This window comes from Bradyrhizobium sp. BR13661, from assembly GCF_029892425.1.
GTDB lineage: Bacteria > Pseudomonadota > Alphaproteobacteria > Rhizobiales > Xanthobacteraceae > Bradyrhizobium.
On sequence record NZ_JARXWB010000003.1, the window covers coordinates 109,152 to 135,215 of the forward strand.

At 64.0% G+C, this 26,064-nt stretch carries 26 protein-coding genes; 10 read left to right on the plus strand and 16 right to left on the minus strand.

What is annotated here, in order from left to right:
* Nucleotides 1–60: 60 nt before the first annotated feature.
* The 4 genes from M2427_RS06160 to M2427_RS06175 form a co-directional block, all read right to left on the minus strand.
* Nucleotides 61–1,254 carry an efflux RND transporter periplasmic adaptor subunit gene (locus M2427_RS06160; RefSeq protein ID WP_280705316.1) on the minus strand — a complete coding sequence of 398 codons (1,194 nt, stop codon included), beginning with the start codon at nucleotides 1,252–1,254 and terminating at the stop codon, nucleotides 61–63.
* Nucleotide 1,255: 1 nt separating this feature from the next.
* Nucleotides 1,256–1,957, minus strand: a complete 702-nt coding sequence (locus M2427_RS06165; protein WP_280705601.1) for a TetR/AcrR family transcriptional regulator — start codon at nucleotides 1,955–1,957, stop codon at nucleotides 1,256–1,258.
* Between the two features lie 142 nt (nucleotides 1,958–2,099).
* Nucleotides 2,100–2,690: a thiamine pyrophosphate-dependent enzyme gene (locus M2427_RS06170; protein WP_280705317.1), complete on the minus strand. Its 591-nt coding sequence runs from the start codon at nucleotides 2,688–2,690 to the stop codon at nucleotides 2,100–2,102.
* Entirely contained in the window at nucleotides 2,687–3,229 is a 543-nt protein-coding gene (locus M2427_RS06175) for a phosphonopyruvate decarboxylase (protein ID WP_280705318.1), read from the minus strand. Before M2427_RS06175 ends, M2427_RS06170 begins: the two co-directional genes overlap by 4 nt.
* Nucleotides 3,230–3,335: 106 nt before the next feature.
* On the opposite strand from M2427_RS06175, the gene M2427_RS06180 reads away from it, so the two are divergent.
* From M2427_RS06180 to rocD, 3 genes are all read left to right on the plus strand, one after another.
* Nucleotides 3,336–4,556, plus strand: a complete 1,221-nt coding sequence (locus tag M2427_RS06180; RefSeq protein ID WP_280705319.1) for a cytochrome P450 — start codon at nucleotides 3,336–3,338, stop codon at nucleotides 4,554–4,556.
* A gap of 6 nt (nucleotides 4,557–4,562) precedes the next feature.
* Entirely contained in the window at nucleotides 4,563–5,240 is a 678-nt protein-coding gene (locus M2427_RS06185) for a potassium channel family protein (RefSeq protein WP_280705320.1), read from the plus strand.
* A gap of 211 nt (nucleotides 5,241–5,451) precedes the next feature.
* A complete protein-coding gene (gene rocD / locus M2427_RS06190) occupies nucleotides 5,452–6,666 on the plus strand; it encodes an ornithine--oxo-acid transaminase (protein ID WP_280705321.1) in 1,215 nt (404 codons plus the stop codon).
* Nucleotides 6,667–6,702: 36 nt separating this feature from the next.
* On the opposite strand, the gene M2427_RS06195 is transcribed toward rocD, so the two are convergent.
* From M2427_RS06195 to M2427_RS06215, 5 genes are all read right to left on the minus strand, one after another.
* Complete coding sequence (locus M2427_RS06195; protein WP_280705322.1) at nucleotides 6,703–7,566, minus strand: sugar phosphate isomerase/epimerase family protein; 864 nt, start codon at nucleotides 7,564–7,566, stop codon at nucleotides 6,703–6,705.
* Nucleotides 7,566–8,756, minus strand: coding sequence for a dihydrodipicolinate synthase family protein (locus M2427_RS06200; protein ID WP_280705323.1), 1,191 nt, complete (start codon nucleotides 8,754–8,756; stop codon nucleotides 7,566–7,568). Before M2427_RS06200 ends, M2427_RS06195 begins: the two co-directional genes overlap by 1 nt.
* Nucleotides 8,757–8,766: 10 nt before the next feature.
* Nucleotides 8,767–9,918, minus strand: coding sequence for a Gfo/Idh/MocA family oxidoreductase (locus M2427_RS06205; RefSeq protein WP_280705324.1), 1,152 nt, complete (start codon nucleotides 9,916–9,918; stop codon nucleotides 8,767–8,769).
* 301 nt (nucleotides 9,919–10,219) lie between these two features.
* Nucleotides 10,220–10,879 carry a TetR/AcrR family transcriptional regulator gene (locus M2427_RS06210; RefSeq protein WP_280705325.1) on the minus strand — a complete coding sequence of 220 codons (660 nt, stop codon included), beginning with the start codon at nucleotides 10,877–10,879 and terminating at the stop codon, nucleotides 10,220–10,222.
* Nucleotides 10,880–11,109: 230 nt separating this feature from the next.
* Nucleotides 11,110–11,958 (minus strand): VOC family protein, encoded by an 849-nt coding sequence (locus M2427_RS06215; protein ID WP_280705326.1) that lies wholly within the window; start codon nucleotides 11,956–11,958, stop codon nucleotides 11,110–11,112.
* Between the two features lie 218 nt (nucleotides 11,959–12,176).
* Between M2427_RS06215 and M2427_RS06220 the strand changes: the two genes are divergently transcribed.
* Nucleotides 12,177–13,070, plus strand: a complete 894-nt coding sequence (locus M2427_RS06220; RefSeq protein ID WP_280705327.1) for a sugar kinase — start codon at nucleotides 12,177–12,179, stop codon at nucleotides 13,068–13,070.
* 75 nt (nucleotides 13,071–13,145) lie between these two features.
* Complete coding sequence (gene rbsK / locus M2427_RS06225) at nucleotides 13,146–14,060, plus strand: ribokinase (protein WP_280705328.1); 915 nt, start codon at nucleotides 13,146–13,148, stop codon at nucleotides 14,058–14,060.
* On the opposite strand, the gene M2427_RS06230 is transcribed toward rbsK, so the two are convergent.
* Nucleotides 14,061–15,281 (minus strand): FAD-dependent oxidoreductase, encoded by a 1,221-nt coding sequence (locus tag M2427_RS06230; RefSeq protein ID WP_280705329.1) that lies wholly within the window; start codon nucleotides 15,279–15,281, stop codon nucleotides 14,061–14,063.
* 239 nt (nucleotides 15,282–15,520) lie between these two features.
* Here M2427_RS06230 and M2427_RS06235 point away from each other — a divergent pair, with 239 nt between their 5' ends.
* On the plus strand, nucleotides 15,521–16,315 hold the full coding sequence (locus M2427_RS06235; protein ID WP_280705330.1) for an enoyl-CoA hydratase-related protein: 795 nt from the start codon (nucleotides 15,521–15,523) through the stop codon (nucleotides 16,313–16,315).
* Nucleotides 16,312–16,887: a histidine phosphatase family protein gene (locus tag M2427_RS06240; RefSeq protein ID WP_280705331.1), complete on the plus strand. Its 576-nt coding sequence runs from the start codon at nucleotides 16,312–16,314 to the stop codon at nucleotides 16,885–16,887. Before M2427_RS06235 ends, M2427_RS06240 begins: the two co-directional genes overlap by 4 nt.
* Here M2427_RS06240 and M2427_RS06245 read toward each other — a convergent pair.
* The 4 genes from M2427_RS06245 to M2427_RS06260 form a co-directional block, all read right to left on the minus strand.
* Complete coding sequence (locus M2427_RS06245) at nucleotides 16,880–18,220, minus strand: TRAP transporter large permease (RefSeq protein WP_280705332.1); 1,341 nt, start codon at nucleotides 18,218–18,220, stop codon at nucleotides 16,880–16,882. The genes M2427_RS06240 and M2427_RS06245 overlap by 8 nt on opposite strands.
* Nucleotides 18,217–18,795: a TRAP transporter small permease subunit gene (locus tag M2427_RS06250; RefSeq protein WP_280705333.1), complete on the minus strand. Its 579-nt coding sequence runs from the start codon at nucleotides 18,793–18,795 to the stop codon at nucleotides 18,217–18,219. The genes M2427_RS06245 and M2427_RS06250 overlap by 4 nt, the downstream gene beginning before the upstream one ends.
* Nucleotides 18,796–18,921: 126 nt before the next feature.
* Nucleotides 18,922–19,929: a TRAP transporter substrate-binding protein gene (locus M2427_RS06255; RefSeq protein ID WP_280705334.1), complete on the minus strand. Its 1,008-nt coding sequence runs from the start codon at nucleotides 19,927–19,929 to the stop codon at nucleotides 18,922–18,924.
* A 57-nt stretch (nucleotides 19,930–19,986) separates the two neighbouring features.
* Nucleotides 19,987–21,705: an IlvD/Edd family dehydratase gene (locus M2427_RS06260; protein WP_280705335.1), complete on the minus strand. Its 1,719-nt coding sequence runs from the start codon at nucleotides 21,703–21,705 to the stop codon at nucleotides 19,987–19,989.
* Nucleotides 21,706–21,879: 174 nt separating this feature from the next.
* Here M2427_RS06260 and M2427_RS06265 point away from each other — a divergent pair, with 174 nt between their 5' ends.
* Complete coding sequence (locus M2427_RS06265; protein WP_280705336.1) at nucleotides 21,880–22,560, plus strand: GntR family transcriptional regulator; 681 nt, start codon at nucleotides 21,880–21,882, stop codon at nucleotides 22,558–22,560.
* Between the two features lie 79 nt (nucleotides 22,561–22,639).
* Entirely contained in the window at nucleotides 22,640–23,323 is a 684-nt protein-coding gene (locus M2427_RS06270) for a nitroreductase (RefSeq protein WP_280705602.1), read from the plus strand.
* 32 nt (nucleotides 23,324–23,355) lie between these two features.
* Here the strand turns inward: M2427_RS06270 and M2427_RS06275 are convergent, their stop codons facing one another.
* Together M2427_RS06275 and M2427_RS06280 are read right to left on the minus strand one after the other, a co-directional pair.
* Entirely contained in the window at nucleotides 23,356–23,769 is a 414-nt protein-coding gene (locus M2427_RS06275) for a hypothetical protein (protein ID WP_280705337.1), read from the minus strand.
* Nucleotides 23,770–24,008: 239 nt separating this feature from the next.
* Nucleotides 24,009–24,833 (minus strand): NAD(P)-dependent oxidoreductase, encoded by an 825-nt coding sequence (locus tag M2427_RS06280; protein ID WP_280705338.1) that lies wholly within the window; start codon nucleotides 24,831–24,833, stop codon nucleotides 24,009–24,011.
* 89 nt (nucleotides 24,834–24,922) lie between these two features.
* Here M2427_RS06280 and M2427_RS06285 point away from each other — a divergent pair, with 89 nt between their 5' ends.
* Nucleotides 24,923–25,900: an SMP-30/gluconolactonase/LRE family protein gene (locus tag M2427_RS06285; RefSeq protein WP_280705339.1), complete on the plus strand. Its 978-nt coding sequence runs from the start codon at nucleotides 24,923–24,925 to the stop codon at nucleotides 25,898–25,900.
* Nucleotides 25,901–26,064 lie beyond the last annotated feature (164 nt).

A 26,064-nucleotide genomic window follows, 5' to 3' on the forward strand; every position in this document is an offset into this window, starting at 1 on the left:
TCGATCTCGTTTGTCTCAAGAAACGTGACCCGGCCGGGCCGGATCACGTAAGTGTATTCGTCAGTAGCGCGGCGGGTTCGCCGGGATCTGTGGGGCCGGGTCGGTCGAGATCGCAACAGCAGCGCCCGACTGCAGCTTGAGCTGGCCGACGGCAATAACCTTGTCGCCCGCCTTCACGCCCTTGATGATCTCGACACGACCATTGACCCGACTGCCGGTCTGCACGAACGTGCGCACCGCATTGAGGCTGGTCTTGCCGTCTTCACCCTGCTTCTCGGTGATCAAAAACACCGAGTCGCCGTATAGCGTGTAGTCGACGGACGTCTCCGGAACAGTGATCACGGCCGGCTTTTCCGGCAGCACCACCGTGGTGGTCACGAACATGCCCGGCTTCAGGATCTTCTCGGGATTGGCGACAGTCGCCTGCACGCGGATGTTGCGCGTGTCGGTCGCGATCTGCGGCTCGATCGTGGTGATCTTGCCGTCGAAGATACGGCCCGGATAGGCATCGACCTTCAGGCGGACCGGCCGGCCAACCTTGAGGTTGGCCGAGTCCTTTTCCGTCACCGTAAAGTTGGCCCACAGCTCCGACAGATCGGTGAGCGAGACGATTGCGGTGCCCGCCGTCAGATACTGACCGACCTCGACCTTGCGGACGCCGAGATCACCGGAGAAAGGTGCGCGCACCAGCTTCTGCGAGATCAGCGCTTCGGTTTTGGCAATGCCGGCCATGGCCTGGTCATAGGTCGCCTGCGCGGAATCGACGGTCGACTGCGGGCCGAACTGGCGCGACGCCAATTGCTTGGCGCGGTCGAGCGCGAGCTGCGCGCCAGTCGCCTGCGCCTTGTAGTTGGCGAGATCGCCCTGTTCCGGCCCGTCGAACAGCTGCACCAGCGGCATGCCGACCTCGACATGGGCACCGGGCTCGAACTTGATCTCGGTGACGCGGCCGTTGACGTCGGCGGTGACGTCGACCTGGTGCACGGCGGCGAGACCACCGACTGCGGTGAGCAGGTTCGGCACCACCTCGGACTTCGCTTCCGCTGCGCTGACCAGGGTCGGCGGCGGCTTGTTGTTGGCGAAGAACTGCTTGATCATCTGGCCACGGAAATAATTGAACCAGACGAGGCCACCGACGAGCGCCGCCAAGAGCGTGCCGACGATGATGAACCAGAGCACCGGCCGAACCGGACGCTTGGGAGCCTTGCTGTCGATCGGTTCGCCCGAAATCTTGTTTTCGGCTACGATGTTCATGTCATGCGCTTTCTGCAATCGCCGTCTTGTCCGCATCCGCGGCCTGATCGTGGCTCAGATGCGAAGCAATTGCGGCGTCGTTAAGTCCGATGCCCCTCAGGAGAAACTCACAGAGCTGCCGCTCCAAATCGTTCGCCCCGCCATAAGCCAGACAGGGCACGGACGGCAGCCTGGTCAGCGCAGCGGTCATCACCGTATGATGCGCAAACCAGAACAGATTGAGCGGCTCACTGCCGCAAGGCCGCGCATCGCCGGCGGCGACCGCGCGTTCGAGCGAGGCGACGAAGATCGCTCCAATCAGCGTCTCGATCTTGGCATATAGCAAACGAGCAAACTCGCCGTCATCCAGATGACTGGTGGCCATCAGTCGCAGGCGCTGGGCCTCTTCCTGGTCGGGGCCATCGGCGATCTCAAGGAAATGCTGGACCATGCCGCGGATCAGCTCGACCAGGGTGGCGGTCGACGGCTCGCGCTCAAGCAGTTCCATGAGTGCCGGGTCTGCCTCGCATTCGTCGCTGAGGATTTCGGCGTAGAGCGCCGCCTTGGACGGGAAATGCTTGAACAGCAGGGCCTCGGAAATAGCGGCAGCGGCCGCCACGCTCTTGGTCGTGGTGCCGGTAAAGCCATGTCGGGCAAAGCAGCGTTTCGCGGCTCCGAGGATCAATTGACGCCTCAGGTCGCTCGTCATACGCAATGAGCTCATGGTAGTGAGTAACCACTCACCCACGCCAAAGTCAAGTATAATGCTGCATCGCAACCTAAGTGCGTGAGAAACCGTTGAAAATTGGTCACAGGTTACCGCGGCGAGGGTTAGCGCCGCCTGCCGAGCCGGATCGGAACCGGAGTCAGATCGGCTGGAAGCCGAGGTCGCCGCGGATCCGGTTGACGATGTAGGTTCCGTCCCGGCTGGGCAGGATCCGCTCGACGCTGGCGCTGTCGATCTTCAGATTGGCAAAGCGCGGCCCTGCCGAGAGGTCGTGGACGGCTTTGGCGAAGGCCTCGACCTCGGCCATGGTCGTAACAGCCCGGCTGTCGGCGATGCCGCAGGCCCTGGCGACGCCGACGAGGTCGGCGGCGGCGGAGGTGTGGCTGGTCTGGCCGCCGGTCTCGCCATAGGCCTCGTTGTCGAGCACTACGATGGAGAGGTTGGACGGTTTCTGCAGGCCGATGGTGGCAAGGCTGCCCATCCCCATCAGCATCTCGCCGTCGCCGGTGATGACCAGTACGGGCAGCTTTGGCTGCGCCAACGCCAAGCCCAGGCCGATCATCGCGGCGCCGCCCATGCCGCCCCAGAGATAGAAATTGCGGGCGTGGTCGCCGGCGGCGGTGATGTCGTTGGTGGAGGCGCCGAGGCCACCGATCGCAACCACGTCCTTGCGATCAGCCAGCAGCGCGGACACCACCTGACGGCGGTCGAGGAGATTGGCCTTGCTCATTTGGTGAATACCTTCGCACCGATCAGGCGCTGCGACAGCAGAACGGCGGTGGGGGTGAGCGCGTTGTAGGCTTGCGCGGCGGCCGCTTCGAGCACGGCCGGCACCTCGGCCGCGTTCGAAGCGCGCAGCACCTTGATGCCGGAGAGCTCGAGCACGCCCTGCGTGGTCGAACCCATCGGCACCTGCCACGGATTGAACTCGCCCCACTCGCCGCGCATGGTCACGAGCGTGAGGAACGGAAAGCGCAGGATCGGGATCAGCGACAGCATGTTGATGCAATTGCCGACGCCGCTCGACTGCATCAGCAGCACACCGCGCTGACCGCCGGTCCAGGCGCCGGCGAGCAGCGCTACGCCCTCCTCCTCCGTCGTCAGCGGAATGCCGCGCATCGTCGATGAAGCCAGCACGCGCTGGATCAGCTTCGAATGGCCGGCGTCAGGCACGTAAGGCACCTGCCGGACGTCGAAGCGTTCAAGTGTCGCGAAAATATCGTCGGGCCAGTTCGGGGCAGTGTCGGAAGCGTCAGCGCGGGCGTGCATTTTCCTGTCCGGTCGGCTTGCAAATCACGGCACGACTGTAGACGGTGACCAGCAAAGCTCGAAAGAGCGAAAACGGCATATCGGTGTCATCAGGTGGGTATGGCGCATGAACGCAGATGCGAAAGAATTGGCGGCCAGTTTCGATCTGGCGAAGCTAACGAGCGAATTCTACGACGATCCCTACCCGACTTATCGTGCACTGCGGGAGAACGAGCCGATCAAGCGGCTGCCGAGCGGCACCGTGTTCCTGACGCGCTATGACGACCTCGTCACGACTTACAAGAACACCAAGTCGTTCAGCTCGGACAAGAAGCGCGAGTTCGCGCCGAAATACGGCGACACCCCGCTCTACGAGCACCACACCACGAGCCTCGTCTTCAACGATCCGCCCGCCCACACCCGCGTGCGGCGCCTGATCATGGGCGCGCTGTCGCCGCGCGCGATCGCCGGCATGGAGGGCGACATCGTCAAGCTGGTCGACGGCCTGATCGAGGCCATCGCCGCCAAGGGCCATTGCGAACTGATCGAGGATTTCGCCGCGTCCATCCCGATCGAGGTGATCGGCAATCTGCTCGATGTGCCCCACGACGAACGCGCCCCGCTGCGCGACTGGTCGCTTGCAATCCTTGGCGCGCTCGAGCCGGTCGTATCGCCGGAAGCCGCCGCGCGCGGAAACAAGGCGGTCACGGACTTCCTAGCCTATCTCGAAACGCTGGTCGGGCGCCGACGGCAAAAGCCGGGCAACCCTGATCGCGACGTGCTCACGCGCCTGATCCAGGGTGAAGAGAACGGCGAGCGGCTGACCGAGAAGGAGCTGCTGCACAATTGCATCTTCCTGCTCAATGCCGGGCATGAGACTACGACCAACCTGATCGGCAACGGCTTGGTCGAGCTGGATCGGAATCCTGACCAGAAGCAGCGGCTGATCAATCATCCGGATTTGATCAAGACCGCCGTCGAAGAGATCCTACGCTACGAAAGTTCGAACCAGCTCGGCAACCGCATGACCACCGAACAAGTAGAGCTCGGCGGCGTCATGCTCGATGCCGGTACGTCGGTGACGCTGTGCATTGGCGCCGCCAACCGCGACCCCGCGCAATTCCCCCATTCTGAACGCTTCGACGTCGGGCGAACGCCGAACCGGCATCTCGCCTTTGCGACCGGCGCGCATCAATGCGCCGGCATGGCGCTGGCGCGGCTCGAAGGGGCGATCGCGATCTCGCGCTTCCTGGGACGCTTCCCGAACTATGCCGTGAGCGGCCAGCCCGTGCGCGGGGGCCGGGTGCGCTTCCGCGGCTTCCTGAGCGTCCCCTGCTCGATCGGCTGAGGCGTGATGAAGATCGATCAATTGCGCGAACGCTGGGCCGATCCGGCCCTCACGGTACTGACAGTGCTGCTGGTGATCATGATGTTCGTGATCGCGCCGTTGCAGGCGCTGGGGCTGTTCGCGTTCCAGGTGTCCGAGCTCGTGCTGGCACTGCTGCTCGTCGTCGGCATCTTCGTGATCTCAGGCAGCCCGGTCGCGGTCGTCGGCATGCTGATCGCGCTGGGCATGATCGTAACAGGCGCGATCTTGCGGATCAGGTCGCCGTCCATCCTCGACCTCAATCTGTTCGCCGGTTCGTGGTTCATCGTAGGAACGACGATGGCCTGGGCGGTGGCGCGCCAGACCTTTGCGCCTGGGCGCGTGACCTATCATCGCGTGATCGGTGCCGTGCTGCTGTACCTGACGGTCGCGGTGATTTTCTCCGCGCTCTACGTCTTCATCGGCTCGCTGGATCCGGTTGCCTTTGTCAGCATGAAGGTGACAGACAGTCCGAGGCTCGCGAGCGACGTCATCTATTTCAGCTTCGCAACGATGACCACGACCGGCTATGGCGACGTCGCGCCGCTGCATCCCGTCGCGCGCAGCCTGTGCAACATGGAAGCGATTTTCGGCCAGCTCTATCCGGCGACGTTGCTGGCGCGCCTCGTCACGCTCGAGATCGAGCATCGCAGGCAGGACTCCTGACGCCGCTCGTAAACAAAACGATGAAAACAACCCCATGCACAGTAGGAGGTGCTCGGCGGGGATGCCCCCCTGTGGATCCACAGAACCCTTTGGCAGGCCGACGAATATCGCCGGTCCGAAGACTTCCGAGCGGGCAGGCTGATACCCATATCAAATTGAGCGCGGCCGGCGCAGTCGGTCCACGCCGGCGCGCAGCAATGGAGTGACGAAGATGGGCTCTTCGGTCATGGATTTCCTCGCAACGGAACGGCGCCTTGGCACCAATAATTACGAACCCATCGGGGTGGTCCTGTCGCGCGGCGAAGGTGTCTGGATCTGGGATACCGAAGGCAACCGTTATCTCGATTGCCTCTCCGCCTATTCCGCGGTCAGCCAGGGCCACTGCCACCCCAAGATCCTGGCGGCGATGGTGGAACAGGCACACCGGCTGACGCTCACCTCGCGCGCGTTCCACAACGACCAGCTCGCCCCGTTCTACGAAGAGATCGCAGCGCTGACCGGCTCCCACAAGGTGCTGCCAATGAACAGCGGCGCCGAGGCGGTCGAAAGCGCGATCAAATCGGTGCGCAAATGGGGCTATGAGGTGAAGGGCGTGCCGGACGGCCAGGCCGAGATCATCGTCTGCGCCAACAATTTCCACGGACGCACTCTGGGCATCGTCGGCTTTTCGACCGACCCCGAGACACACGGACACTTTGGGCCGTTCGCGCCCGGCTTCAAGATCATCCCGTTCGGCGATGCCGCGGCGCTGGAAGCCGCGATCACGCCAGACACGGTCGCCTTCCTGGTCGAGCCGATCCAGGGCGAAGCCGGTGTCATCATTCCTCCAGCCGGCTATTTCACGAAAGTGCGCCAGCTCTGCACCGCCAACAACCTGATGCTTGTACTGGACGAGATACAGACCGGGCTCGGCCGCACCGGCAAGCTGCTTGCCGAACAACACGAAGGCATAGAGGCGGACGTGACCCTGCTCGGCAAGGCCTTGTCCGGCGGCTTCTATCCGGTGTCGGCCGTGCTCTCGAACAACGAAGTGCTCGGCACGCTGAGGCCCGGGCAGCATGGCTCGACCTTCGGCGGCAACCCGCTGGCCTGCGCGGTGGCGCGCGCCGCAATGCGCGTGCTGGTCGAGGAAGGCATGATCGAGAACGCGGCCAAACAGGGCGCGCGCTTTCTGCAAGGCCTGAAAGACATCCGCGCCAACACGATCCGCGAGGTGCGCGGGCGCGGCTTGATGCTGGCGGTCGAGCTGCATCCCGAAGCCGGTCGCGCCCGCCGCTACTGCGAGGCGCTCCAGGCCAAGGGCATCCTCGCCAAGGACACCCACGAGCACACGATCCGCATCGCGCCGCCGCTGGTGATCACCAGCGACCAGGTCGACTGGGCGCTGGAGCGGTTCGCCGCGACCCTGACGCAGGATTTCTCGTGAGGCTGCTTGCGAGCGCCCGAGCGCTGCACGTGGAAGCTACACCACCGTCTTGTGCCGCTCGATGCAGGTGCGGAGCACCTCGTCCATCGGCCTGCTCCACCACTCGTTCGAGAAGATCTCGATCTCCGAATAGCCGGCAAAGCCCTGCGCCTCGACGGCAGCGCGCACCGATTTGATGTCGATGACGCCATCGCCCATCATGCCGCGGTCGTTGAGGATGTCCTTGGTCGGCACCAGCCAGTCGCAGACGTGGAAGGCGAGCAGGCGATCTTGCCCGGCTCGCGCGATCTGGCCCATCAGCTCCGGGTCCCACCAGATGTGATAGACGTCGAGCGCGACGCCGAGCATGCCGGTGCGACCGGGGTCGAGCCGGTCGCAGATGTCGAGCGCCTGCTTCGTGGTGTTCACACAGGCGCGGTCAGCCGCATAGGCCGGGTGCAGTGGCTCGATCGCGAGCGGCAGTTTTGCCTGCCTGGCATAATCGAGCATATCGGCGAGCGCCTCCTCGACCTGCCCGCGCGCCGCCGCGATGTCCTTCGACGCTTCGTTGCCCGGTCGCGAATATTGCGGCAGGCCGCCGACGACGAGCACGATGCAGGGCGCGCCCAGCGCCTTGGCTTCATCGACGCAGCGCCTGTTGTCGTCACGGACCTCTCCGCGGCGCGATGCGTCCGAGGTGAACATGCCGCCGCGGCAATAGCCTGAGAGATCGAGACCGGCATCGCGCACGGCGCGCACCGCGCGATCGAGGCCAACTGAAGCGACCTGGTCGCGCCAGGGATCGATGGCGCGGATGCCACGCCTGGCGCAGGCCTCGATGATCTCGACGAGATCACCCTGCTTGCGGACCGTCGCCGTGTTGAGCGACAGCCAGCGATGGTCGGACGAGAAGTCGCGCATCAGTCTTCCAGTCCGTGCGAGGCCAGCACCGTCTTCATGCGCCGCGTCGCCAGTTCAGGATTGGCGAGGAGCCCGGCCTGATCGGCGAGCCGGAACAGTTCGGCCAGATGCAGCATCGAGCGTGCACTCTCCTGCCCGCCGACCATGGTGAAATGATCCTGGTGGCCGTTGAGATACGCCATGAAGACGACGCCGGTCTTGTAGAACCGCGTCGGCGCCTTGAAGATGTGACGCGACAGCGGCACGGTCGGCCCCAGCACGTCGTGGAAGCCGGCCTCGTCGCCCGCCGCGAGACGCGACAGCGCATAGGAGGCTGCCGGCGCGATCGCATCGAAAATGCCGAGCAGGGCGTGCGAAAAGCCTTGGTTATCGCCGGCGATCAGCTCCGCATAGTTGAAATCGTCGCCGGTATACATCTTGATGCGCTTGTCGAGGCGCCGGCGCATGTCGATCTCGCGCTGCTTGTCGAGCAGCGAGACCTTGACGCCGTCGACCTTGGCCGCGTTGTTGTTGATAATGGCTACCGCAACGTCCATCGCCTTGTCGAGATTGCTGGTGCCCCAGTAGCCCGTCAGAGCCGGATCGAACATGTCGCCGAGCCAATGGATGATCACGGGCTGCGCTACCCCCGACAGCACACGGTTGTAGACCTTGGCGTAGTCGTCGGCGCCGCGGCCGAGCTTTGCCAGCGCGCGCGAGGCCATCAGGATGATGCGGCCGCCGACCTTCTCGACCGCCGAGATCTGTTCCTCATAGGCGCGGATGACGTCGTCGAGGTTTTCGGCATCCTCGACCGCGAGATGATCCGTGCCGGCACCGGAGAACACCAGCGCGTTGCGGCGCTTGGCGGCGCCGACCGAGCGCGTGATCAGCTCCAGCGAGGTCGGCCAGTCCAGCCCCATGCCGCGCTGCGCAGTGTCCATGGCTTCGGCAACGCCCAGGCCGAGGTCCCAGACGTGCTCGCGGAAGGCGATGGTCTTGTCCCAGTCCACTGCCGCCGAAAGCCAGGGATCGTTGTCGGCGAAGGGATCGGCGACGGTGTGCACGGCCGAGAAGGCGATGCGGTTCAGCGGCCCCTCGAGCTTTGCGGGAAACCTGCGCGAGGCCGAAAGCCGATAGGTCTCGATCGCACGGTCGGCCTTCGGCAGCTTGAGCGACAGTGACGACATCGGCAGAACGGGCTTGTTCATGCGTCCCTCCTCAAACCTTGATCGGGGCGACGTCGATCCAGCGCCGCTCCTTCCAGCTCTTCAGCGCGCATTCGGCAAGTTGCACGCCCTTGGCGCCTTCGAGCAGCGTGAACTTGTAGGGCGCATCCTCGTAGACGTGGCGGATGAACATCTCCCACTGTTCCCTAAAGCCGTTGTCGTAGGTGACGTTGTCGGGCAGCTTCTGCCAGTCGCCGTAAAAATCATGCAGCCGCTTCTCGTCGGGATTCCACACCGGCCGGGGCGTCGCCTGCCGCGCCTGGATCATGCAGTCGGTGAGGCCCGCGACCGCCGAGCCGTGGGTGCCGTCGACCTGAAAGGTGACGAGGTCGTCGCGATAGACGCGCGTGACCCAGGACATGTTGATGTGGGCAATGACACCGCCTTCGAGCTGGAAGGTCGCGTAGGCGGAATCGTCCGCGGTCGCCTTGTACTTCCTGCCCTGCTCGTCAAAGCGCTCGGGGATGTCGGTGTTGCCGATGCAGACCACGCTCTGGACGTTGCCGAAGAGGTTGTCGAGCACGTAGCGCCAGTGGCAGACCATGTCCAAAATGATGCCGCCGCCGTCCTCGCTGCGGTAGTTCCAGGACGGCCGCTGCGCCTCCTGCCAACCGCCCTCGAACACCCAATAGCCGAACTCGCCGCGCACCGAGAGGATGCGGCCGAAGAAGCCGCTATCGCGCAGGAATGCGATCTTCTTCAGGCCCGGCAGGAACAGCTTGTCCTGCACGGTGCCGTGCTTGACGCCCCTGGCATTTGCGAGCTTGACGACTTCGAGCGCTTCCTGAAAATTCGTCGCGATCGGCTTCTCGCAATAGACGTGCTTGCCGGCATTGATGGCCTGGGTCAGCAGGCCCGGCCGCGCCTGCGTGGTCGCGGCATCGAAGAACATGGTGTCGTTCTCATCAGCGAGCGCCGCGTCGAGATCGGTGGTCCAGCGCGTGATGTTGTAGCGCCTGGCGAGCGCCTCGACCTTCTCGGCGCTGCGACCGACCAGGATCGGATCGGGCATGATGCGGTCGCCATTTTTCAGGCGAACACCGCCCTGCTCGCGGATCGCGACGATCGAGCGGATCAGATGCTGGTTGAGCCCCATGCGGCCGGTGACGCCGTTCATGATGAGGCCGAGGCGTTGGGTGGTCATTGTGCTTGCTCCCTTCGCGGCGCGGTCTTCGCCTCGCTCGCGGTTGCTGGATCAAGCAGAAATTAACCCGTTGGATAAATACTGTCCAGAAGAGTTCGCGGTGACGTGTCGCTGGTTCCAACGGTCGGGGATTGAGGCCGCACGACACCTTCGATGTCGTCCTGGCGAACGCCAGGACCCATTACCTCAGGGCGGAGTTTGGCGAAGAGTGCTCGTTTGGGATTGGCACCGCGCGCACTCGATAGATCACGCGGTATGGGTCCTGGCGTTCGCCAGGACGACGATGGCGAAAGTTTGTATCTTACACCGTCTGCACCACGCCAGCGCGCGACTTCGGCGCCTTGGCGATCGCAAACAGCGCGGCTGACCGCCCCGTCAGCGCGGCCAGCACGAGGCCGACCATGTGCGCGAGCCGCTCGTCCTTGGCGTCCTTGGCCATCAAGTCACGACCAAAGATCACGCTGAGTGTCGCCGAGTTCGACAGATAGAAGAAGCTGAGCGCCGCGATCGAGATGTAGAGCTGCACAGGGTCGACTGCGACCTGGAAATCGCCGCTCTCGACGCCGCGCCGCACCACGGTGCGGATCATCTCGACGAAGGGCGAATGCATCGACTTGACCTTGGTCGAGCGCTTCAGATGCTTTGCACGCGCAAGGTTCTCGGTCTGGAGCAGCGAGAGGAATTCCGGGTTGCGCAGGAAGTAGCCCCAGGTGAATTCGATCAGCCGCCGGATGGCCTCGGGCGGTGCGAGATGTTCGAGATCGAGCCCCCGCTCCTCGCTGCGGATCTTGTCATAGGCGCCTTCGAGCACCGCGAGGTAGAGATCGTCCTTGTTGCCGACATGGTAGTACAGCATGCGCTTGTTGGCGCCGGCCTTGGCCGCGATGCGGTCGACACGCGCTCCGGCGAGCCCGTGAGCCGAAAACTCCTGCTTGGCCGCCTCGAGAATGCGCAGCCGCATCCCTTCAGGATCGCGCTGCCATTTCAGAGTTCGCTTTGCGGTTGCCTTCGCCAAACCGGGTGCCCGCTGGATGGTTTCGGTATGCGTGTAACACGCACGAGGGCGTTTGAGAATGTTTCGTCATTCCGGGGCGCGCCGCTTGGGCGCGAGCCCGGAATCCATCGAGCAGCAACGCTAATAGATGAATGGATTCCGGGCTCGTCGCTGCGCGACGCCCCGGAATGACCATCTCACGCCACCGGCTTCGGCGAGCGCTCCAGCAAGACGGTCTGGATGCCGCAGGTGCCGCTGCGCACCGTCATGATCCGCGTGCCCGGCTTGCGGCCGTTGCGCACTTCAGAGACATCGAGGCCGGCTTCCAGCAGGCGGGCGCGGGTGGCGTCGATGTTGGCGACGCGCCAGCTCAGGCCCCAGAGACGGTCATGCCCGACATCCCCGCCCGCGACGGGCCGGCGCACCACTTCGACGATGAGATCGCCGCAGCGGAAGAACATCAGCTGGCCCCAGTCGTGGTGCGAGCGGTCGAGCGCGAGATCGAGCCCGAGCCGTGCGCCATAGAGCGCGGCCGCGCGATCGGAATCCTCCGTGGTGATGACGACGTGATCGAGCCCCTCGATCGGCGCGACGTCCGTTGCGACCGATTTCGGACGCTCCTCGGCAAGCTCGAGGAAGAACATGCGCACGCCGCGCGTGAGCTCGGTCGCCGCTCGGGTGCGCTTCCAGTGCAGGGCCGCGCCTGAGATGTCGTCGCTGCTCTCGACCTCGGCGACGGGATCCGGCTTCAGCGCCACGCGATCCAGCCGCCGGTGCATCTTGCCGATGTCTGCGACACGAAAGCACAGGCTGGCGAGCACGCCTTCCTGATCGTCGAGCAGCACGCGCATGCGGTCGGCCGTGGCGGTGAAGCCGCTCGGCGCCATCAGCTCGATGGTCATGTTGTCGAGGGTGAACAGCACGCGGTCGGCGCCCTCGCCGGAATTCTGCCAGGCCGGCGCGCGGCCGAGGAGCGTCTGATAGGCCGCCTTGGCCGCACCGATATCCTTGACCAGAGCAACGATGTGATCGAGGCCGGTGATCATTTTCCCTCCCTTGGACACGCCCGGAACACCAGGCCAATCCGGCTTGCCTTGTCCCCGGCCTGGGCATTGCACCGGCCCCGCCACGGTCGTATTCCGGCCCCATCTCGACCTCAAGGCTTCGAGTGACAGTTTTGCGAATAATTTCCGCGTCCGCCACGCGGAACCGGTGCTAGAGTAACCGCGCCGGCCGGGACCACCAAGCGCATCACGGACAAGCAATGCAGGCTCTCTTTATCGGACAGACCTATATCGACGTCGTCTTCATCACCGACCACATGCCGACCGGCGACGAAAAGCACGTGGCCTCCGACTACGCAGTCTCCTTCGGCGGCAATGCGGTGACGGCGGCGTTCTGCTGCGCCAAGCTCGGCATCGTGCCCGACCTGATCGCCACCGCGGCCAATGACTGGCTCGGGCGCATGTTCCAGGACATGTGCGCGAAATACGCGATCTCGCTGCACGGGCGGAAAGTGAACCAGTCCTCGCTGTCCTTCATCATGCCGAAGGACGGCAAGCGCGCCATCGTCCGCTGCCGCGACGACGAGCACATCCATCCGTTCCCGATGCTCAATCTCAACGGCTGCCGGGCGCTGCATGTCGACGGCCACCAGCCCGATGCCGCGATCCACTACGCAAAGGTCTGCCGCGAGGCCGGCATTCTGACCTCGCTCGACGGCGGCGGCCTGCGCACCAATACGCATGAGCTGCTGGAATATATCGACGTCGCGATCGTCGCCGAGCGGCTCTGCGAGCAGATGGATTTGACGCCGGAGAAGATGCTCGACTACCTCAAGAGCCGCGGCTGCAAGATCGGCGGCGTCACCATGGGTGAGAAGGGCTTGCTCTGGTACGACGAAACCGGAACGGTGCAGGTGATGCCGGCGATGCCGATTCCGCGCGAGCGCGTGATCGACACCAACGGCGCGGGCGACGTGTTCCACGGCGCCTATGTCTATTCTTATCTCGCCCACCCCGGCAAAAGCTGGCGCGAGCATTTCGATTTTGCCCGCGCTGCCTCGACCTTCAAGATCCAGCGCCTCGGCAACGAGGCGGGACTTCCGACCCTCGTGGACATCGCCAAGGTCAGGCACGAGTTCGAAGTCAGGGTCTAGGGATTCTTTGTTTGAGCATGATCTTTTCGGAAAACCGCTTCACACTTTTCCGGATCATGCTCTAGAGGGCATATCATGGGGCGTGTCTTCGTCGCCGGCAGCATCAACATGGATGTGGTGGCGACCGCCGATCGCCATCCAAAAGTCGGCGAGACCGTCGCGGGTCGCGAGGTACTGTATTTTCCGGGCGGCAAGGGCGCGAACCAGGCGGTGGCGGCGTCACGGCTTGGCGCGAAGACGACGCTGATCGGGCGGCTGGGCAAGGATTCCTTTGGCGCCGAGCTTCGGACGTTCCTTGGCGCGCAGGGCGTCGATCTTGGCTCGGTCCGCGAGGCTGACACGCACAGCGGCACCGCGATCATCACGGTGGCGGCGTCCGACAACACCATCGTCGTCATTCCCGGCAGCAATGCGCTGGTCAGCGCGGATGATGTCGCGAACGTGCCGCTGGCGAAGGAGGACGTCGCCGTCAGCCAGTTCGAGATTCCACTGCCGACGATTGCCGCGTTCTTCCGGCGGGCACGTGCAGCTGGGGCGATGACGGTGCTCAATCCGGCGCCGGCGCAAAAGATGTCGCCCGAGCTGCTCGCGCTGGTCGACATTCTCGTGCTGAACGAGACCGAGCTCGGCTTTCTCGCAGGCCACGAGCTCTCCGACGGCGACGAGGCGGCCAAGCTCATCGCCGTCGCGCGACAACTTCAGGCGCGCGCGGACCAGACCATCTGCATCACGCTCGGCAAGCGCGGCGTGCTCGCGCTCGCCGGTAGCGAGGAATTTGCCGTGCCGGGACGCGCGGTGAAGGCGGTCGACACGACAGGCGCCGGTGACTGTTTTGTCGGCGCGCTGGCTTCGCAACTCGCTGACGGCGTACCCTTGCACACCGCCCTCGCCTTCGCCAATGCCGCCGCCTCGATCAGCGTGCAGCGCATGGGTGCGGGGCCGTCGATGCCGACGGCGGCGGAGGTCGCGGCCGTGCTCAACGCCGCCTGATCAGGCCAGTGCGCTCTTCAGGTCGAAGCTCTCATCGGCGGCCTGTTCCGGCGTGATCGAGCGATCCATCGCCTGCAGACGACGCCCGAACATGTGGTCGCCGGCGCGGTTGATGGACTCAATGCCGAGCAGTCTGTCGCCGTGATAGCAGAATACGGAAAACGCCTTTTTGGCGGGATCGCCGCGCAGCACCACGCGGTCATAGCCGGTGGTGAGGCCTGATATCTGGAGCTTGTCGTCGCCCTGGTCGCTCCAGAACCAGGGATGGCCGTCGTAGACCTTCTTGTCGCCGGTCAGACGGGCCGCGAGACAACGGGCGTGGTCGGTGGCGTTCTGCACGGACTCCAGCCGCAGCGAGCCGCCGAAGCGCGGGCTTGCGAACAGCGCGCAATCGCCGATCGCGGAGATATCGGGATCGGCCGTCGCAAGATATTCGTCGACGATGATGCCGGCTGCGACCGGCAGTCCCGCCTCGGCCGCGAGCTCGATGTTCGGCAGCACGCCGACGCCGACCACGACGAGGTCGGCGGGCAGATGCCGGCCGTCGCTGAGACTGACGCCGGTGACCTTGCCGTTTTCGGCCTCGATCGAGGTTGCCTGCACGCCGAGGTGAATGCGGATGCCGGCCTCGCGATGCCGGGCCTGGAAATATTCCGAGACTTCCGCCGTCACCGCACGCGCCATCACGCGCGGGGCGAGCTCGAGCACATCGACCTCGAGGCCCTTGATCCGCGCGGTAGAGGCGAATTCCAGGCCGATGAAGCCGGCGCCGATGATCACGGCGCGCGTCTTCGTCGGCATGATTTTGCGCAGCGCCTCGCTGTCGTCGAGGATGCGCAGATATTTCACGTCGGGGAGATTGGCGTTGGGCAGATCGAGCAGGCGGTTGCGCGCGCCGGTCGCCAGCACGAGATGGCCGTAAGGCAGCGTCTCGCCGGAGGCGAGCAGCAGCTTGCGGCCGGCGCGGTCGATCGACACGGCGCGGCCGGCAATGAGTTCGATCTTCTGGTCCTGGTAGAATTTTCCGGGACGGAACATCAGGCTCTCGGGCCCGGCCGAGCCCTTGATGTAGGCCTTGGACAAAGGCGGCCGCTGATAGGGCAGATGCGCCTCGTCATTGACGAGGCAGATACGCTCGGCAAAACCCGCCTGCCGCAGCGATGCCGCGACCTGGTAGCCACCATGGCCGGCACCGACAATGATCACAGGACCGCCGGTCATTGGACAGCCCATTTCCGCAAGACACGAGCGTGACCCATGTCGTCTCCTCTCGCTAAGGATGGCTTGGCTAGCCTTGCGAGGAGCCGGCGCTCGTGTCCGTCCAACGAAGGCTCCCCATTTGAGCCGATCATTCCGCGCGACGCAAGGGGCGCCTACAGGGGACTGGCGCCCCGGGGATTGTCACCCCTCGCCTTCTGCGATTTAGTTGCAGCAACGACCTGTCACCGGGGATTTCCAAAATGCCAGCTCCCGTCTCAAAGCCCGACGATCCCGCGCTGTTGCGGATCGATGGCCCGATCGCCACCATCACGCTCAACCGCCCTGCCGCGTTCAACTCGGTCAACCTCGCGATCGCGCAGAAGCTCGAACAGCTCGCGGCGTATATCGAAGGCGATGATGCCATCAAGGTCGTGGTGATCGAGGGCGAAGGCCGCGCGTTTTCCGCCGGCGGCGATTTGCAGACGATTGGTACCGCGGCCGAAGCCAACAATGTGACGCCTGTCGTCGGCGAGTTGCTCAAGCACTATCATGCCTTCATCGAGATCCTCAGGCGTATGCCAAAAATCTCGCTGTCCAGCGTGCACGGCTCGGCCGCCGGCGCCGGCATGGGTCTCGCCTTCGTCACCGATCTCTGCATCGCCGCCGACGATGCCAAGTTCACACCTGCGTACGCCAAGATCGGCGTATCGCCCGACGGCGGCTCGACGGTCGGGATCGTCGGCACGGTCGGCTCGCGCCGCGCGCTGCAGATCTTCCTCACTGAGGACAATTTCACCGCGCAGCAGGCCTATGAATGGGGCCTCGTCGCCAAGACCGTTCCCGCGACCGAATTGAAGGCGGCGACGCGGCAGCTCGCCGAGCGGCTGGCGCAGAACCCGCCCACGGCCATATCAGGCACCAAGTCGCTCGTGTACCAAGCTGCCACCACGCCGGTAAAGCAGCAGCTCGATGCCGAGGAGCACAAGATCATCATGGCGATGAACACGGAAGATTTTCGCGTTGCCGTGAAGAAGTTCACGAGCAAGAGCAAATGAGCCGGCCATCACGCTCGTTCTGCGGCCTGCGTCACGGCGCGACCGACTGGAACCGGCAGGGACTGTTCCAGGGCCGGACCGACAATCCGCTGAACGAGGATGGCCTGAAGCAGGCGCACGAGGCCGCGGATATGCTGCGCGATGTCGGCATCAGCCGCATCGTCGCAAGCCCGCTGGTGCGCGCGGCGCGCACAGCCGAAATCATCGCGGATGCGATTGCGGTGCCGCTGACGATCGACGCCGGTATCATCGAGTTCGATTTCGGCAGCTTTGAGGGCCGCCCCGTCCGCGACCTCATGATCAAGCACGGCGTCAATTCAGCGACGGGCCTCGTCTCGATCCTGCCTGCCGACGGCGAGAACTGGGACGCCATGACCGAACGCGCACTCGCTTGCGTCTCCGCCTGGCTCGACCGTCACCCCGACGACGACCTGTTGTTCGTCTGCCATGACGCGGTGATGCAGGGCATGGCGAAATTGCTGTCAGGAAGTTATTTCAAGAACAGCCACGGCAAGCCGTTTCGCTACATCTGCGACGAATCCGGCTGGCGCATCGAACAGCTCGTCATCTAGGACAGATGTAGCCCGTTCCCGCCGGCGACTTGAAGCAGCCAACCGATTCCGGCAACACCTTCTGCGGCAGCCACAGCACCACGCTGGGAAAATAGATCGCGAACGCAATGGTGGCGAAGAACACCACATAGATCGGCAAGGCCGCGCGTAACGCCTTGGCAAAACTGATGCCGACGAATTTCGAGGCCATCAGCAGCACCAGGCCGTAAGGCGGCGTGATCAGGCCGAAGGCGAGCGTTGCGATCAGCACCACGCCCATGTGGACGCCGTTGATGTCGCCAGCCTCCGTCAGTGCGTTCACCAGCGGCATGAAGATGATGATGGTCGGCACCGGCTCGATGAAATCGCCGACCACGGTGAACAGCAGCACCATCAGCAGCATGATCAGATGCGGATCATTGCCCGCTATGGACGTGATCATGTCGGCGATGTAGCTGGCGCCACGCAAATAAGCGAGCATCCAGCCGAAAGCGTTGGCCGCGCCGATGGTGATCAGCGGCAGCGAGAAGATCAGCCCGGCGAGACAGAAATCGTAAGGGATCTTCCGGAAATGCCCGCGATTGAGCGCGGGGATCACGACCAGGATGATCCAGACCACGGCGACGACGCCAGCCTCGGTCGGCGTGAACCAGCCGGTCAGGATGCCGCCCAGCAATATCACCGGGATCATCAGCGGCAGGGCCGCGTCGCCAGCCGCGAACACCACCTGCCGCAGCGGCGCGCGCGGCTTGCGCAAGCCCGAAGGCCCGAAGAAATAGCAATAGATCATCAGCCCGAAACCGATCATCAGGCCCGGTACCACGCCCGCCATGAACAGGCCGGCGATCGAGACATTGCCGACCGCGCCGTAGACGACGGCGGTGATGCTCGGCGGCACCAGCGCCGCGATCGTCGAGGCAGAGGCGATGATTGCCGCAATGAAGGCAGGCTCGTAGCCCTCGCGCTTCATCGGGCCGCCGAGCGCGCGGCTCATCACGGCGACATCGGCGGTGGTCGAGCCCGACATTTCCGAGAAGAACATGCTGAAGACGACGACGACCTGCGACAACCCGCCCCTGATATGCCCGACCAGCGACACCGAGAGGTTGGCTATTCGCACCACGACATTGGCCGAGCTCATGAGCTCGCCGACCAGCAGGAAGAACGGGATCGCCAGCAGCGCCTCGGAATCGACGCCGTCAAAGATTTTCTGGATGATCGCGGCGAGCGAGACGTCGGACAGGAACGCGCCGATGAAGACGCCGGCCATCAGCGAGAACGGCACGGGCACGCCGAGATAGCCGAACGACAGGAAGCAGATCGACATCAACGCCAGGACGACGGGTGCGCTCACGGCTGCGCCCTCACCTGCGCTTCGGTCACGACAGGCGCGGCGTCCTCATCCGGCGGCTCCGGATGATCGAAGCCATTGCGCAGGCCATTGACGAGCTGCTCGACGGTGAAGAGGCCGATCAGAATGCCGGACAAGGGAATGATGGCGTAAAGCGAGGCGATCGGCGTGCCCGATGGCAGGCGGAAGCTGCCGAACCCGCGCAAGTAATTCTGGTAGCCGTACCGGATCAGGCAGAAGGCGACGCCGAGCACGATCAGGCGGATGATGATTTCGACGATGATCCTGGGCGTACCATGCATCGCCTCGGAGATCGCGGTGAGATAGAGATGATCGTTGCGCCGGGTCGCGACGGCGGTGCCAACGAAGATCGCATAGATGAACAACGTCGAGGTGACCTCCTGCAGCCACAGCCAGGGATGGCCGATGGTGCGGGTAACGATGTCGGCCGTGACCGAGAGCGAGAAGCCGAAGCACAGCACGCCGCACAGAATCATGAGCGCGAGCTCGAGCCAGTCGAGCCAGCGCCATTTCAGGTGGCGCTGGCGTTGCAGTACGAGCTTGTCGGCGATGGGCATTGTTGCTCCCGGCTGCGGCTTTCCGTCATGGCCGGGCTTGTCCCGGCCATCCACGCTCTTGGCGCGGGCTCGAAGGAAGAACGTGGATGCCCGGGACAAGCCCGGGCATGACGAAGTGCTGGGAAACTAATTGATCGACCGGATCAAATTCTTGATCTTCTCGGCGTGCGGGCCGAGCTCCTTGGCGAGCTTGTCGAGATAGGGGTCGGCGATCGCCGTGAAGCTCTTCTTGTCGACGTTGTCCACGATCTTGACGCCCATCTTCTTCAGCTTCTCGGCTGCACTGCGCTCGAGGTCGAACGCCTTCGCCGGCTCCTTGGTGCTGATCTCGTTGGCCGCGGTCTGCACCCAGCCCTTCTGCTCGGCCGAGAGGCTCTGCCAGAGCTTGTCGGAGACGAACACCAGCGCGTTGTTGGCCTCGTGCTCGGTGATGTTCAGCACCGGCGCCACCTCGTAGTGCTTGTTGACGAGATAGACGTTGATGCTGTTCTCGGCGACGTCGACGACGCCGGTTTGCAGGCTGGTGTAGACACTGCCGAACGGCATGTGCACGGTCTGGGCGCCATAGGCCGGGAACATGGTGTCCTCGGTCGCTGTGGCCTGCACGCGGATCTTCAGGCCCTTGATATCGGCCACATTGTGGATCTCCTTCTTGGAGTACATGTGGCGCACGCCCTGCGAACCCGTGGCGATCACGTGCAGGCCCTGCGTGGTCTCGTCGATCATGGTCTTCAGCGCTTCGAACACGCGGGGATCGGCGAGCCCCTTGATCACGTGGCTCTCGTCGCGGAACAGGAAGTGCAGCGACATCACGCCGGCCTGCGGCGAGATCGTCGCGGTGTTGGCGGAGGAGATGATCGCAAACTCGATATCGCCGGCCTTCACGAGCTGCAGCACCTGCGGCTCCTGGCCCAGCTGCGCGCCCGGATACTGGTCGATGATCATGGTGCCTTTGCTCAATTCCTTGAGCTTGTCGGCAAACAGGTCGCCGGCGATGGAGTAGCCGGTGTTGCGGGGCTGGTCATAGGCGAAGCGATAATGCTTGACCTCCTGTGCCCCTGAGCCCGTGACGAACAGCATGGCGGCCGCTGCCGCCAAGCCGTGCAGGAATCCCGGCATGGATCGTACGATCATCGTCTCCCCCTGTTTTTATCGCCGGCCGCGTTTAGCAGTCTCGGCGCTGGTTGGTTGTCAGCCCTTCTCAGTCTTCTTCCCAGTCCTCTGCATAAAATCGAAGTCGCAGCCCTCGTCGGCCTGCATGATGGTCTCGTTGAACAGCCAGGCATAGCCGCGCCGCGCATCACCGGGCGCAGCCGCGGGCTTCAGGACCGCGCGCCGGCGCTCCAGCTCGGCCGCATCGACCAGCAGCTCGATGCTGCGCCTGGCCACATCGAGGCTGATCCTGTCGCCGTTCTTCACCAGCGCCAGCGGCCCGCCGACGGCGGATTCCGGGGTGATGTGGAGCACGATGGTGCCGAAAGCGGTGCCGCTCATGCGCGCATCCGAAATACGCACCATGTCCTTGGTGCCGCCACGCGCGAGCTTCTTGGGGATCGGCAGATAGCCGGCCTCGGGCATACCAGGCGCGCCCTTGGGACCGGCATTGCGCAGCACCAGCACGTCATCGGCGGTCACGTCGAGCTCGGGATCGTCCACGCGCAGCGTCATGTCCTCCACGGATTCGAACACGACGGCGCGCCCCGTATGCTTCAACAATTTGGGGCTCGCCGCAGACTGCTTGATCACGGCGCCGCGCGGCGCGAGGTTGCCGTGCAGGACGGCGAGGCCGCCCTCCTTCTTGATCGGATTGTCACGCGAGCGGATGGCGTCCTGCCCGGGGACGTCCTCGGCATTAGCCACGACATCGCGCAGCGTCTGGCCGGAGATCGTCTTGGCGTCGAGATCGACGAGATCGCCAAGCTGCGCCAGCAATTTCGGCACGCCGCCGGCGTGATGGAAATGCTCCATGTAATGCTCGCCAGAGGGCTTGAGATCGACCAGCACCGGCACCTCACGGCCGATCTGGTCGAACACCGACAGATCGAGGCGGTGCGGCGAGCGATGCGCCATCGCGGTCAGATGGATCAGGCCGTTGGTCGAGCCGCCGATCGCCTGCAGCACCACCTGGGCGTTCTTGAAGGAGGCCGGCGTCAGCAATTCGCTCGGCTTCGGGCCCTTGGTCTTGGCCATCTCGGCGGCAACCTTGCCGCTGGCCTCGGCGAGACGAAAACGCTCGGCATGTGGCGCCGGGATCGTTGCGCTCATCGGCAGCGACAGGCCCATGGCTTCGATCATGCAGGCCATGGTGGACGCCGTGCCCATCACCATGCAGGTGCCGACGGACGGCGCGAGGCGGCCGTTCACCGCCTCAATCTCGGCATCGTCCATTTCGCCCGCGCGATAATTGCCCCAGAGACGGCGGCAATCGGTGCAGGCGCCAAGCACCTCGCCCTTGTGATGGCCGACCACCATGGGACCGACAGGAATGACCACGGTCGGCAGATCGGCGCTGATCGCAGCCATCACCTGCGCGGGCAAGGTCTTATCGCAGCCGCCGATCACGATCACCGAATCCATCGGCTGGGCCCGGATCATCTCCTCGGTGTCCATCGCCATCAGGTTGCGCAGATACATCGAGGTCGGATGCGCGAAGCTCTCCGCGATCGAGATGGTCGGGAACACGAACGGCATGGCGCCGGACAGCATCACGCCGCGCTTGGCGGCTTCGATGATCTGGGGGACGTTGCCGTGGCAGGGATTGTAGTCGCTATAGGTGTTGGTGATGCCGACGATCGGGCGCTCCAGCGCGTCGTCGGAATAGCCCATGGCCTTGATGAACGCCTTGCGCAGGAACAGCGAGAAGCCGGCATCGCCATAGCTCGTCAGACCCTTGCGCAAACCACTCGTCATCATGCCGCTCCTTCTCACTTGCCATTGTGCTACAGCCTGCCCCCTGATTGTCAATAAGACAGGTGCCTAAGGCGGTAGTTTCTGCCTTATGGCACCGCACCAGACACAAATTATTGACAATCGGGGCTCGCCCTGCTCCACAAGGCGGACCGGCAAGAGCCAGAGGCCGAGGGCATGTCCGACATTCGCACCGCAGATGCCATGGCTATCAGGCGCGACGACCCAGACGACGTCGTCGCGCGGCTGGAGGAAGACATCATCTTCGGCCGCCTCGCGCCGGGCGCGCGGCTCACCGAAGACGCGCTGATGTCGGCTTACGGCACCTCGCGGCACTTCGTGCGACAAGCGCTGGTGGATGCCGAGCGGCGCGGCATCGTCCGCCGCGAAAAAAATGTCGGCGCCACCGTGCGGTTCTATTCGGCCGAGGAAGTGCGGCAGATCTACGAGGTCCGGGAGATGCTGACCCGGCAGGCGGCGCTGATGATCCCCCTGCCCGCGCCGCGAGGCCTGATCGACGAACTGATGGCGCTCCAACGCGACTATTGCGCGAAGGCCGATATCCGCGACCTGCGCGGCATTCACGAGGCCAACGACGCCTTCCACGTCGCGCTGTTCGCCGCCTGCGGCAATCCGTATCTGGTGCGCTCGCTCCAGGACTACATGAACCTGACGCTGCCGATGCGCGCAAAAAACCTCGCTGATCCCGACGGGCTCGCGCAATCGCGGCGCCAGCACGAGCTGATGATCGAGCTGCTCAAAGGACGCGACAGTTGGGCGTTGGCGCAGCTGTGCGTGGATCACATGCAGTTCAGCAAATCGGATTATCTGGCGCGGATTGCGGGTGAGGATCGCTAGCGATCGAGCTGGCTGGACTGGACATGACCAAAACTGTGAGCGAAAACGCGGCATCATGCCAATTTCAGGATGCCGCAAAATGGAATTTGATGATGTCATTCTCGGCCGGCGAAGCATTCGCGGTTACAAGCCCGACCCTGTCCCGCCGGAATTGATCAAGGAAATCCTGGCGCTGGCCATGCGCGCGCCATCGTCGATGAATACCCAGCCTTGGAATTTCTACGTCATCACCGGAGCACCGCTGGATCGCATCCGTCAGGGCAACACCGAGCGCAATCTGGCGGGCGTGCCGCACTCGCGCGAGTTTCGAACCGGCCAGGCATTCGAGGGCGTGCATCGCGAACGCCAGATTGGTGTTGCCAAGCAGTTGTTCAGCGCAATGGGAATTGCGCGAGATGACAAGCAGCAGCGGCAGGACTGGGTCCTGCGCGGCTTTCGTCAGTTCGACGCGCCCGTATGCGTGATCATCACATACGATCGCCAGTTGGCCTCCAGCGACGATACCGCCTTCGACTGTGGCGCCGTGGCGACCGCGCTCGTCAACGCGGCCTGGTCGCGCGGGCTTGGCGCCGTGATCAACAGCCAGGGGATCATGCAATCCCCCGTCGTGCGCGAGCATGCCGGGATCGCGGATGATCAGGTGATCATGAAAAGCATCGCGTTGGGCTGGCCGGATCACAGTTTTCCCGCCAATGCCGTCGTGTCCGAGCGCAAGTCGGTCGATGAAGCGACGACGTTCGTGGGATTTGCGAGTGGAGCCTAGACGCAGCCGGAGCAGAGGTTTTCGGCGCCCGTTCAGTACCGCCTGAGCAGGCCGCGATCCACGCTGGCATCGCCATAATTGGCGCAGGCGCTTTTCGGATCCCTGTCCAAATCCGCCAGGACGCGATTGATCGTCTTGCTGGCGGCGTCGAACACCTCGGGGCGGAACTTGCCGGGATCGTAGCTCTCGCCATCGTGGGCCTTTATCGCCGCGGAGAAGGCATCGATCATGGCCATCGCCGCATTGGGGCTGCCGAGCAGCCGGGCACCGAGCTGAACGCCGCCCGCGCCATCGGCTTCGTAGCCGACGCATCGTTGCCCCACCACAGCGGCAGCGGTCACGAGTTGATCGAGGAATGTCGCTTCGGCGTCGCTGAGTGGAGCGGCTCGCGCTGATCCTGACACGATTAACGCGAGTATTGCGACGGCTGACAATTTGAATTTCATTGTCGTGACTCTCGAATTGCGATCGCACAGATCGAGAGACAGATGAGGCCCGTACGCCGTTGATCTAAATCAACGGTCCGTCATGCCCGGGCAGAAGCGCGAAGCGCGTCTTCGCGCTAGACGTCCCGGGCATCCAGGTTTCTTTGTGACGGGGAGAGAGGCGTGGATGGCCGGGACAAGCCCGGCCATGACGACGTGGAAACGCCTGCGCAAATCAGCGAGCCAATTGACGTCAAACCCTATCGCTTGTTCCAATCAATGATTCGGCTCGTGTCGCCATCGAACTCGTTGCTGCAGAACGCGCCGCCCTGATAGTGGTCGCCGACCGGATCGGGCTTCAGCTTGGCCTGCTCGGCCATCGCGTGCGCGACGTGATCCTCGGAGCGGCCGGTCGGGCGGTAGCCGAATTCGTAGGCGCGATGGTTGTCCCACCAGGCGCGCTCGTTCAGGGACACGCCGTAGAAGACCTCGAAATGGATGTCGGGATGCTCGAGCCCGATCTGGCAGAGCTGCACCAGGTCTTCCGGCTTGAGCCAGATCGAGATCCGGCGAAGGTCCAGCGGCACGTCACCGAAATTGCCGATGCGCAGGCACGTCACTTTCAAGCCGTGCTTGTCGGCATAGAGCGCGCCGAGCGCCTCGCCGAACACCTTGCTGACGCCGTAGCGGCCGTCGGGGCGCGGGGTGACGTCGGTGCCGATCCTGTGGTGGCGCGGATAGAAGCCGACGGCGTGGTTCGAGGAGGCGAACACCACGCGCTTGACGCCCTTGCGATACGCCGCCTCGAACAGATTGTAGCCGCCGATGATGTTGGCCTGGAGAATGTCGTCCCACGGGCCTTCGACCGAATAGCCGCCGAAATGGATGATGCCGTCGACGCCCTCGCAGAGCGCCTCGACTTGCGCGAGGTCGGAGAGGTCCGCCGCCTTGAACTGCTCGTTCTGCCCGAGATCCTTCGGCGGGCGGATGTCGCTGAGCAGGAGATCCGGATAGATCGGCGGCAACAATTTGCGCAGGCGCGTTCCGATCCCGCCCGAAGCTCCCGTCATCAAGATGCGCGGCATGTTGTCCCTCGCCGTTGGTGATCGATTTGCCGTCACGTGTCTCCAATGATAGCAGGATTGTCCAGAGGGAACGAAACGAGAGAACCGACATGAATGAGGCATCGTCCCACACCCAGGAGCGGCCGGGCTGGCGGCCGGCGAGCTACTATCCCGATCCGGCCATTCACGCCCTCGATCCCCGCTTCGAAAAATACTGGCTGAAACTGTCGGCGGTGGAGCGGCTGACGACCGGCCTGCGCTGGGCCGAAGGGCCGGTGTGGTTCGGCGACGGGCGTTATCTCTTGTGCAGCGACATCCCGAATCAGCGCATCCTCAAATGGGAGGAGGAGACCGGCGCGGTCTCGGTGTTCAGAAAGCCCTCCAATTTCGCCAACGGCAACACGCGCGACCGGCAGGGGCGGCTCGTCACCTGCGAGCATGGCGGGCGCCGCGTGACGCGCACCGAATACGACGGCAGCATCACCGTGCTGATGGATCAATTCAACGGCAAGCGGTTGAACTCGCCGAACGATGTCGTTGTTAAATCGGACGGCTCGATCTGGTTCACCGATCCGATCTTCGGCATCCTCGGCAATTACGAGGGCTACAAGTCCGAGCCCGAGATCGACATGAACGTCTACCGGCTCGACCCGGAGACCCGCAAAGCCACAATCGTGGCTGAGGGTGTGCTCGGACCGAACGGGCTCGCCTTCTCGCCGGACGAGAAAATCCTCTACCTCATCGAATCCCGCGGCGTGCCGACCCGCAAAATTCTCGCCTATGACGTTTCACCTTCCGGCGACAAGCTTTCGAACAAGCGCGTCTTCGTCGATGCCGGCCCCGGCACGCCGGACGGTTTCCGCGTCGACATCGACGGCAATCTCTGGTGCGGCTGGGGCATGGGCGATCCCGAGCTCGATGGCGTCGTGGTGTTCGCGCCCGACGGCATCATGATCGGGCGTATCGCATTGCCAGAACGATGTGCCAACCTCTGCTTCGGCGGCCTCAAGCGCAACCGCCTGTTCATGGCCGCGAGCCAGTCGATCTACGCGCTGTATGTGAACACGCAGGGCGCGGTGGGGGGATAGACCGTCCTCTCCACCCGTCATTCCGGGGCGTCGCGAAGCGACGAGCCCGGAATCCATTTGTCGGCAGACTCTGCCGCACGATGGATTCCGGGCTCGCGCCGAAGACGGCGCGCCCCGGAATGACGGGAGAGAGGCGAACAAGAAAACGCCGGAGCGGTTTCCCG

What these genes read in the sequence shown, in the direction of transcription:
- M2427_RS06170 (WP_280705317.1), bottom strand. Translation starts at nt 2,690, where the DNA reads ATGAGCAAGGCCAATCTCCTCGACCGCCGTCAGGTGGTGTCCGCGCTG.
- M2427_RS06215 (WP_280705326.1), bottom strand. Translation starts at nt 11,958, where the DNA reads ATGATCACCGGCCTCGATCACATCGTTGCTCTGGTCAAGGATATCGGT.
- M2427_RS06255 (WP_280705334.1), bottom strand. Translation starts at nt 19,929, where the DNA reads ATGATCGTACGATCCATGCCGGGATTCCTGCACGGCTTGGCGGCAGCG.
- M2427_RS06200 (WP_280705323.1), bottom strand. Translation starts at nt 8,756, where the DNA reads ATGAACAAGCCCGTTCTGCCGATGTCGTCACTGTCGCTCAAGCTGCCG.
- M2427_RS06260 (WP_280705335.1), bottom strand. Translation starts at nt 21,705, where the DNA reads ATGACGAGTGGTTTGCGCAAGGGTCTGACGAGCTATGGCGATGCCGGC.
- rocD (WP_280705321.1), top strand. Translation starts at nt 5,452, where the DNA reads ATGGGCTCTTCGGTCATGGATTTCCTCGCAACGGAACGGCGCCTTGGC.
- M2427_RS06160 (WP_280705316.1), bottom strand. Translation starts at nt 1,254, where the DNA reads ATGAACATCGTAGCCGAAAACAAGATTTCGGGCGAACCGATCGACAGC.
- M2427_RS06285 (WP_280705339.1), top strand. Translation starts at nt 24,923, where the DNA reads ATGAATGAGGCATCGTCCCACACCCAGGAGCGGCCGGGCTGGCGGCCG.
- M2427_RS06240 (WP_280705331.1), top strand. Translation starts at nt 16,312, where the DNA reads ATGAGCCGGCCATCACGCTCGTTCTGCGGCCTGCGTCACGGCGCGACC.
- M2427_RS06275 (WP_280705337.1), bottom strand. Translation starts at nt 23,769, where the DNA reads ATGAAATTCAAATTGTCAGCCGTCGCAATACTCGCGTTAATCGTGTCA.
- M2427_RS06230 (WP_280705329.1), bottom strand. Translation starts at nt 15,281, where the DNA reads ATGACCGGCGGTCCTGTGATCATTGTCGGTGCCGGCCATGGTGGCTAC.
- M2427_RS06220 (WP_280705327.1), top strand. Translation starts at nt 12,177, where the DNA reads ATGCAGGCTCTCTTTATCGGACAGACCTATATCGACGTCGTCTTCATC.
- M2427_RS06265 (WP_280705336.1), top strand. Translation starts at nt 21,880, where the DNA reads ATGTCCGACATTCGCACCGCAGATGCCATGGCTATCAGGCGCGACGAC.
- M2427_RS06195 (WP_280705322.1), bottom strand. Translation starts at nt 7,566, where the DNA reads ATGCGCGACTTCTCGTCCGACCATCGCTGGCTGTCGCTCAACACGGCG.
- M2427_RS06250 (WP_280705333.1), bottom strand. Translation starts at nt 18,795, where the DNA reads ATGCCCATCGCCGACAAGCTCGTACTGCAACGCCAGCGCCACCTGAAA.
- M2427_RS06185 (WP_280705320.1), top strand. Translation starts at nt 4,563, where the DNA reads ATGAAGATCGATCAATTGCGCGAACGCTGGGCCGATCCGGCCCTCACG.
- M2427_RS06205 (WP_280705324.1), bottom strand. Translation starts at nt 9,918, where the DNA reads ATGACCACCCAACGCCTCGGCCTCATCATGAACGGCGTCACCGGCCGC.
- rbsK (WP_280705328.1), top strand. Translation starts at nt 13,146, where the DNA reads ATGGGGCGTGTCTTCGTCGCCGGCAGCATCAACATGGATGTGGTGGCG.
- M2427_RS06235 (WP_280705330.1), top strand. Translation starts at nt 15,521, where the DNA reads ATGCCAGCTCCCGTCTCAAAGCCCGACGATCCCGCGCTGTTGCGGATC.
- M2427_RS06210 (WP_280705325.1), bottom strand. Translation starts at nt 10,879, where the DNA reads ATGCGGCTGCGCATTCTCGAGGCGGCCAAGCAGGAGTTTTCGGCTCAC.
- M2427_RS06280 (WP_280705338.1), bottom strand. Translation starts at nt 24,833, where the DNA reads ATGCCGCGCATCTTGATGACGGGAGCTTCGGGCGGGATCGGAACGCGC.
- M2427_RS06165 (WP_280705601.1), bottom strand. Translation starts at nt 1,957, where the DNA reads ATGAGCTCATTGCGTATGACGAGCGACCTGAGGCGTCAATTGATCCTC.
- M2427_RS06270 (WP_280705602.1), top strand. Translation starts at nt 22,640, where the DNA reads ATGGAATTTGATGATGTCATTCTCGGCCGGCGAAGCATTCGCGGTTAC.
- M2427_RS06180 (WP_280705319.1), top strand. Translation starts at nt 3,336, where the DNA reads ATGAACGCAGATGCGAAAGAATTGGCGGCCAGTTTCGATCTGGCGAAG.
- M2427_RS06175 (WP_280705318.1), bottom strand. Translation starts at nt 3,229, where the DNA reads ATGCACGCCCGCGCTGACGCTTCCGACACTGCCCCGAACTGGCCCGAC.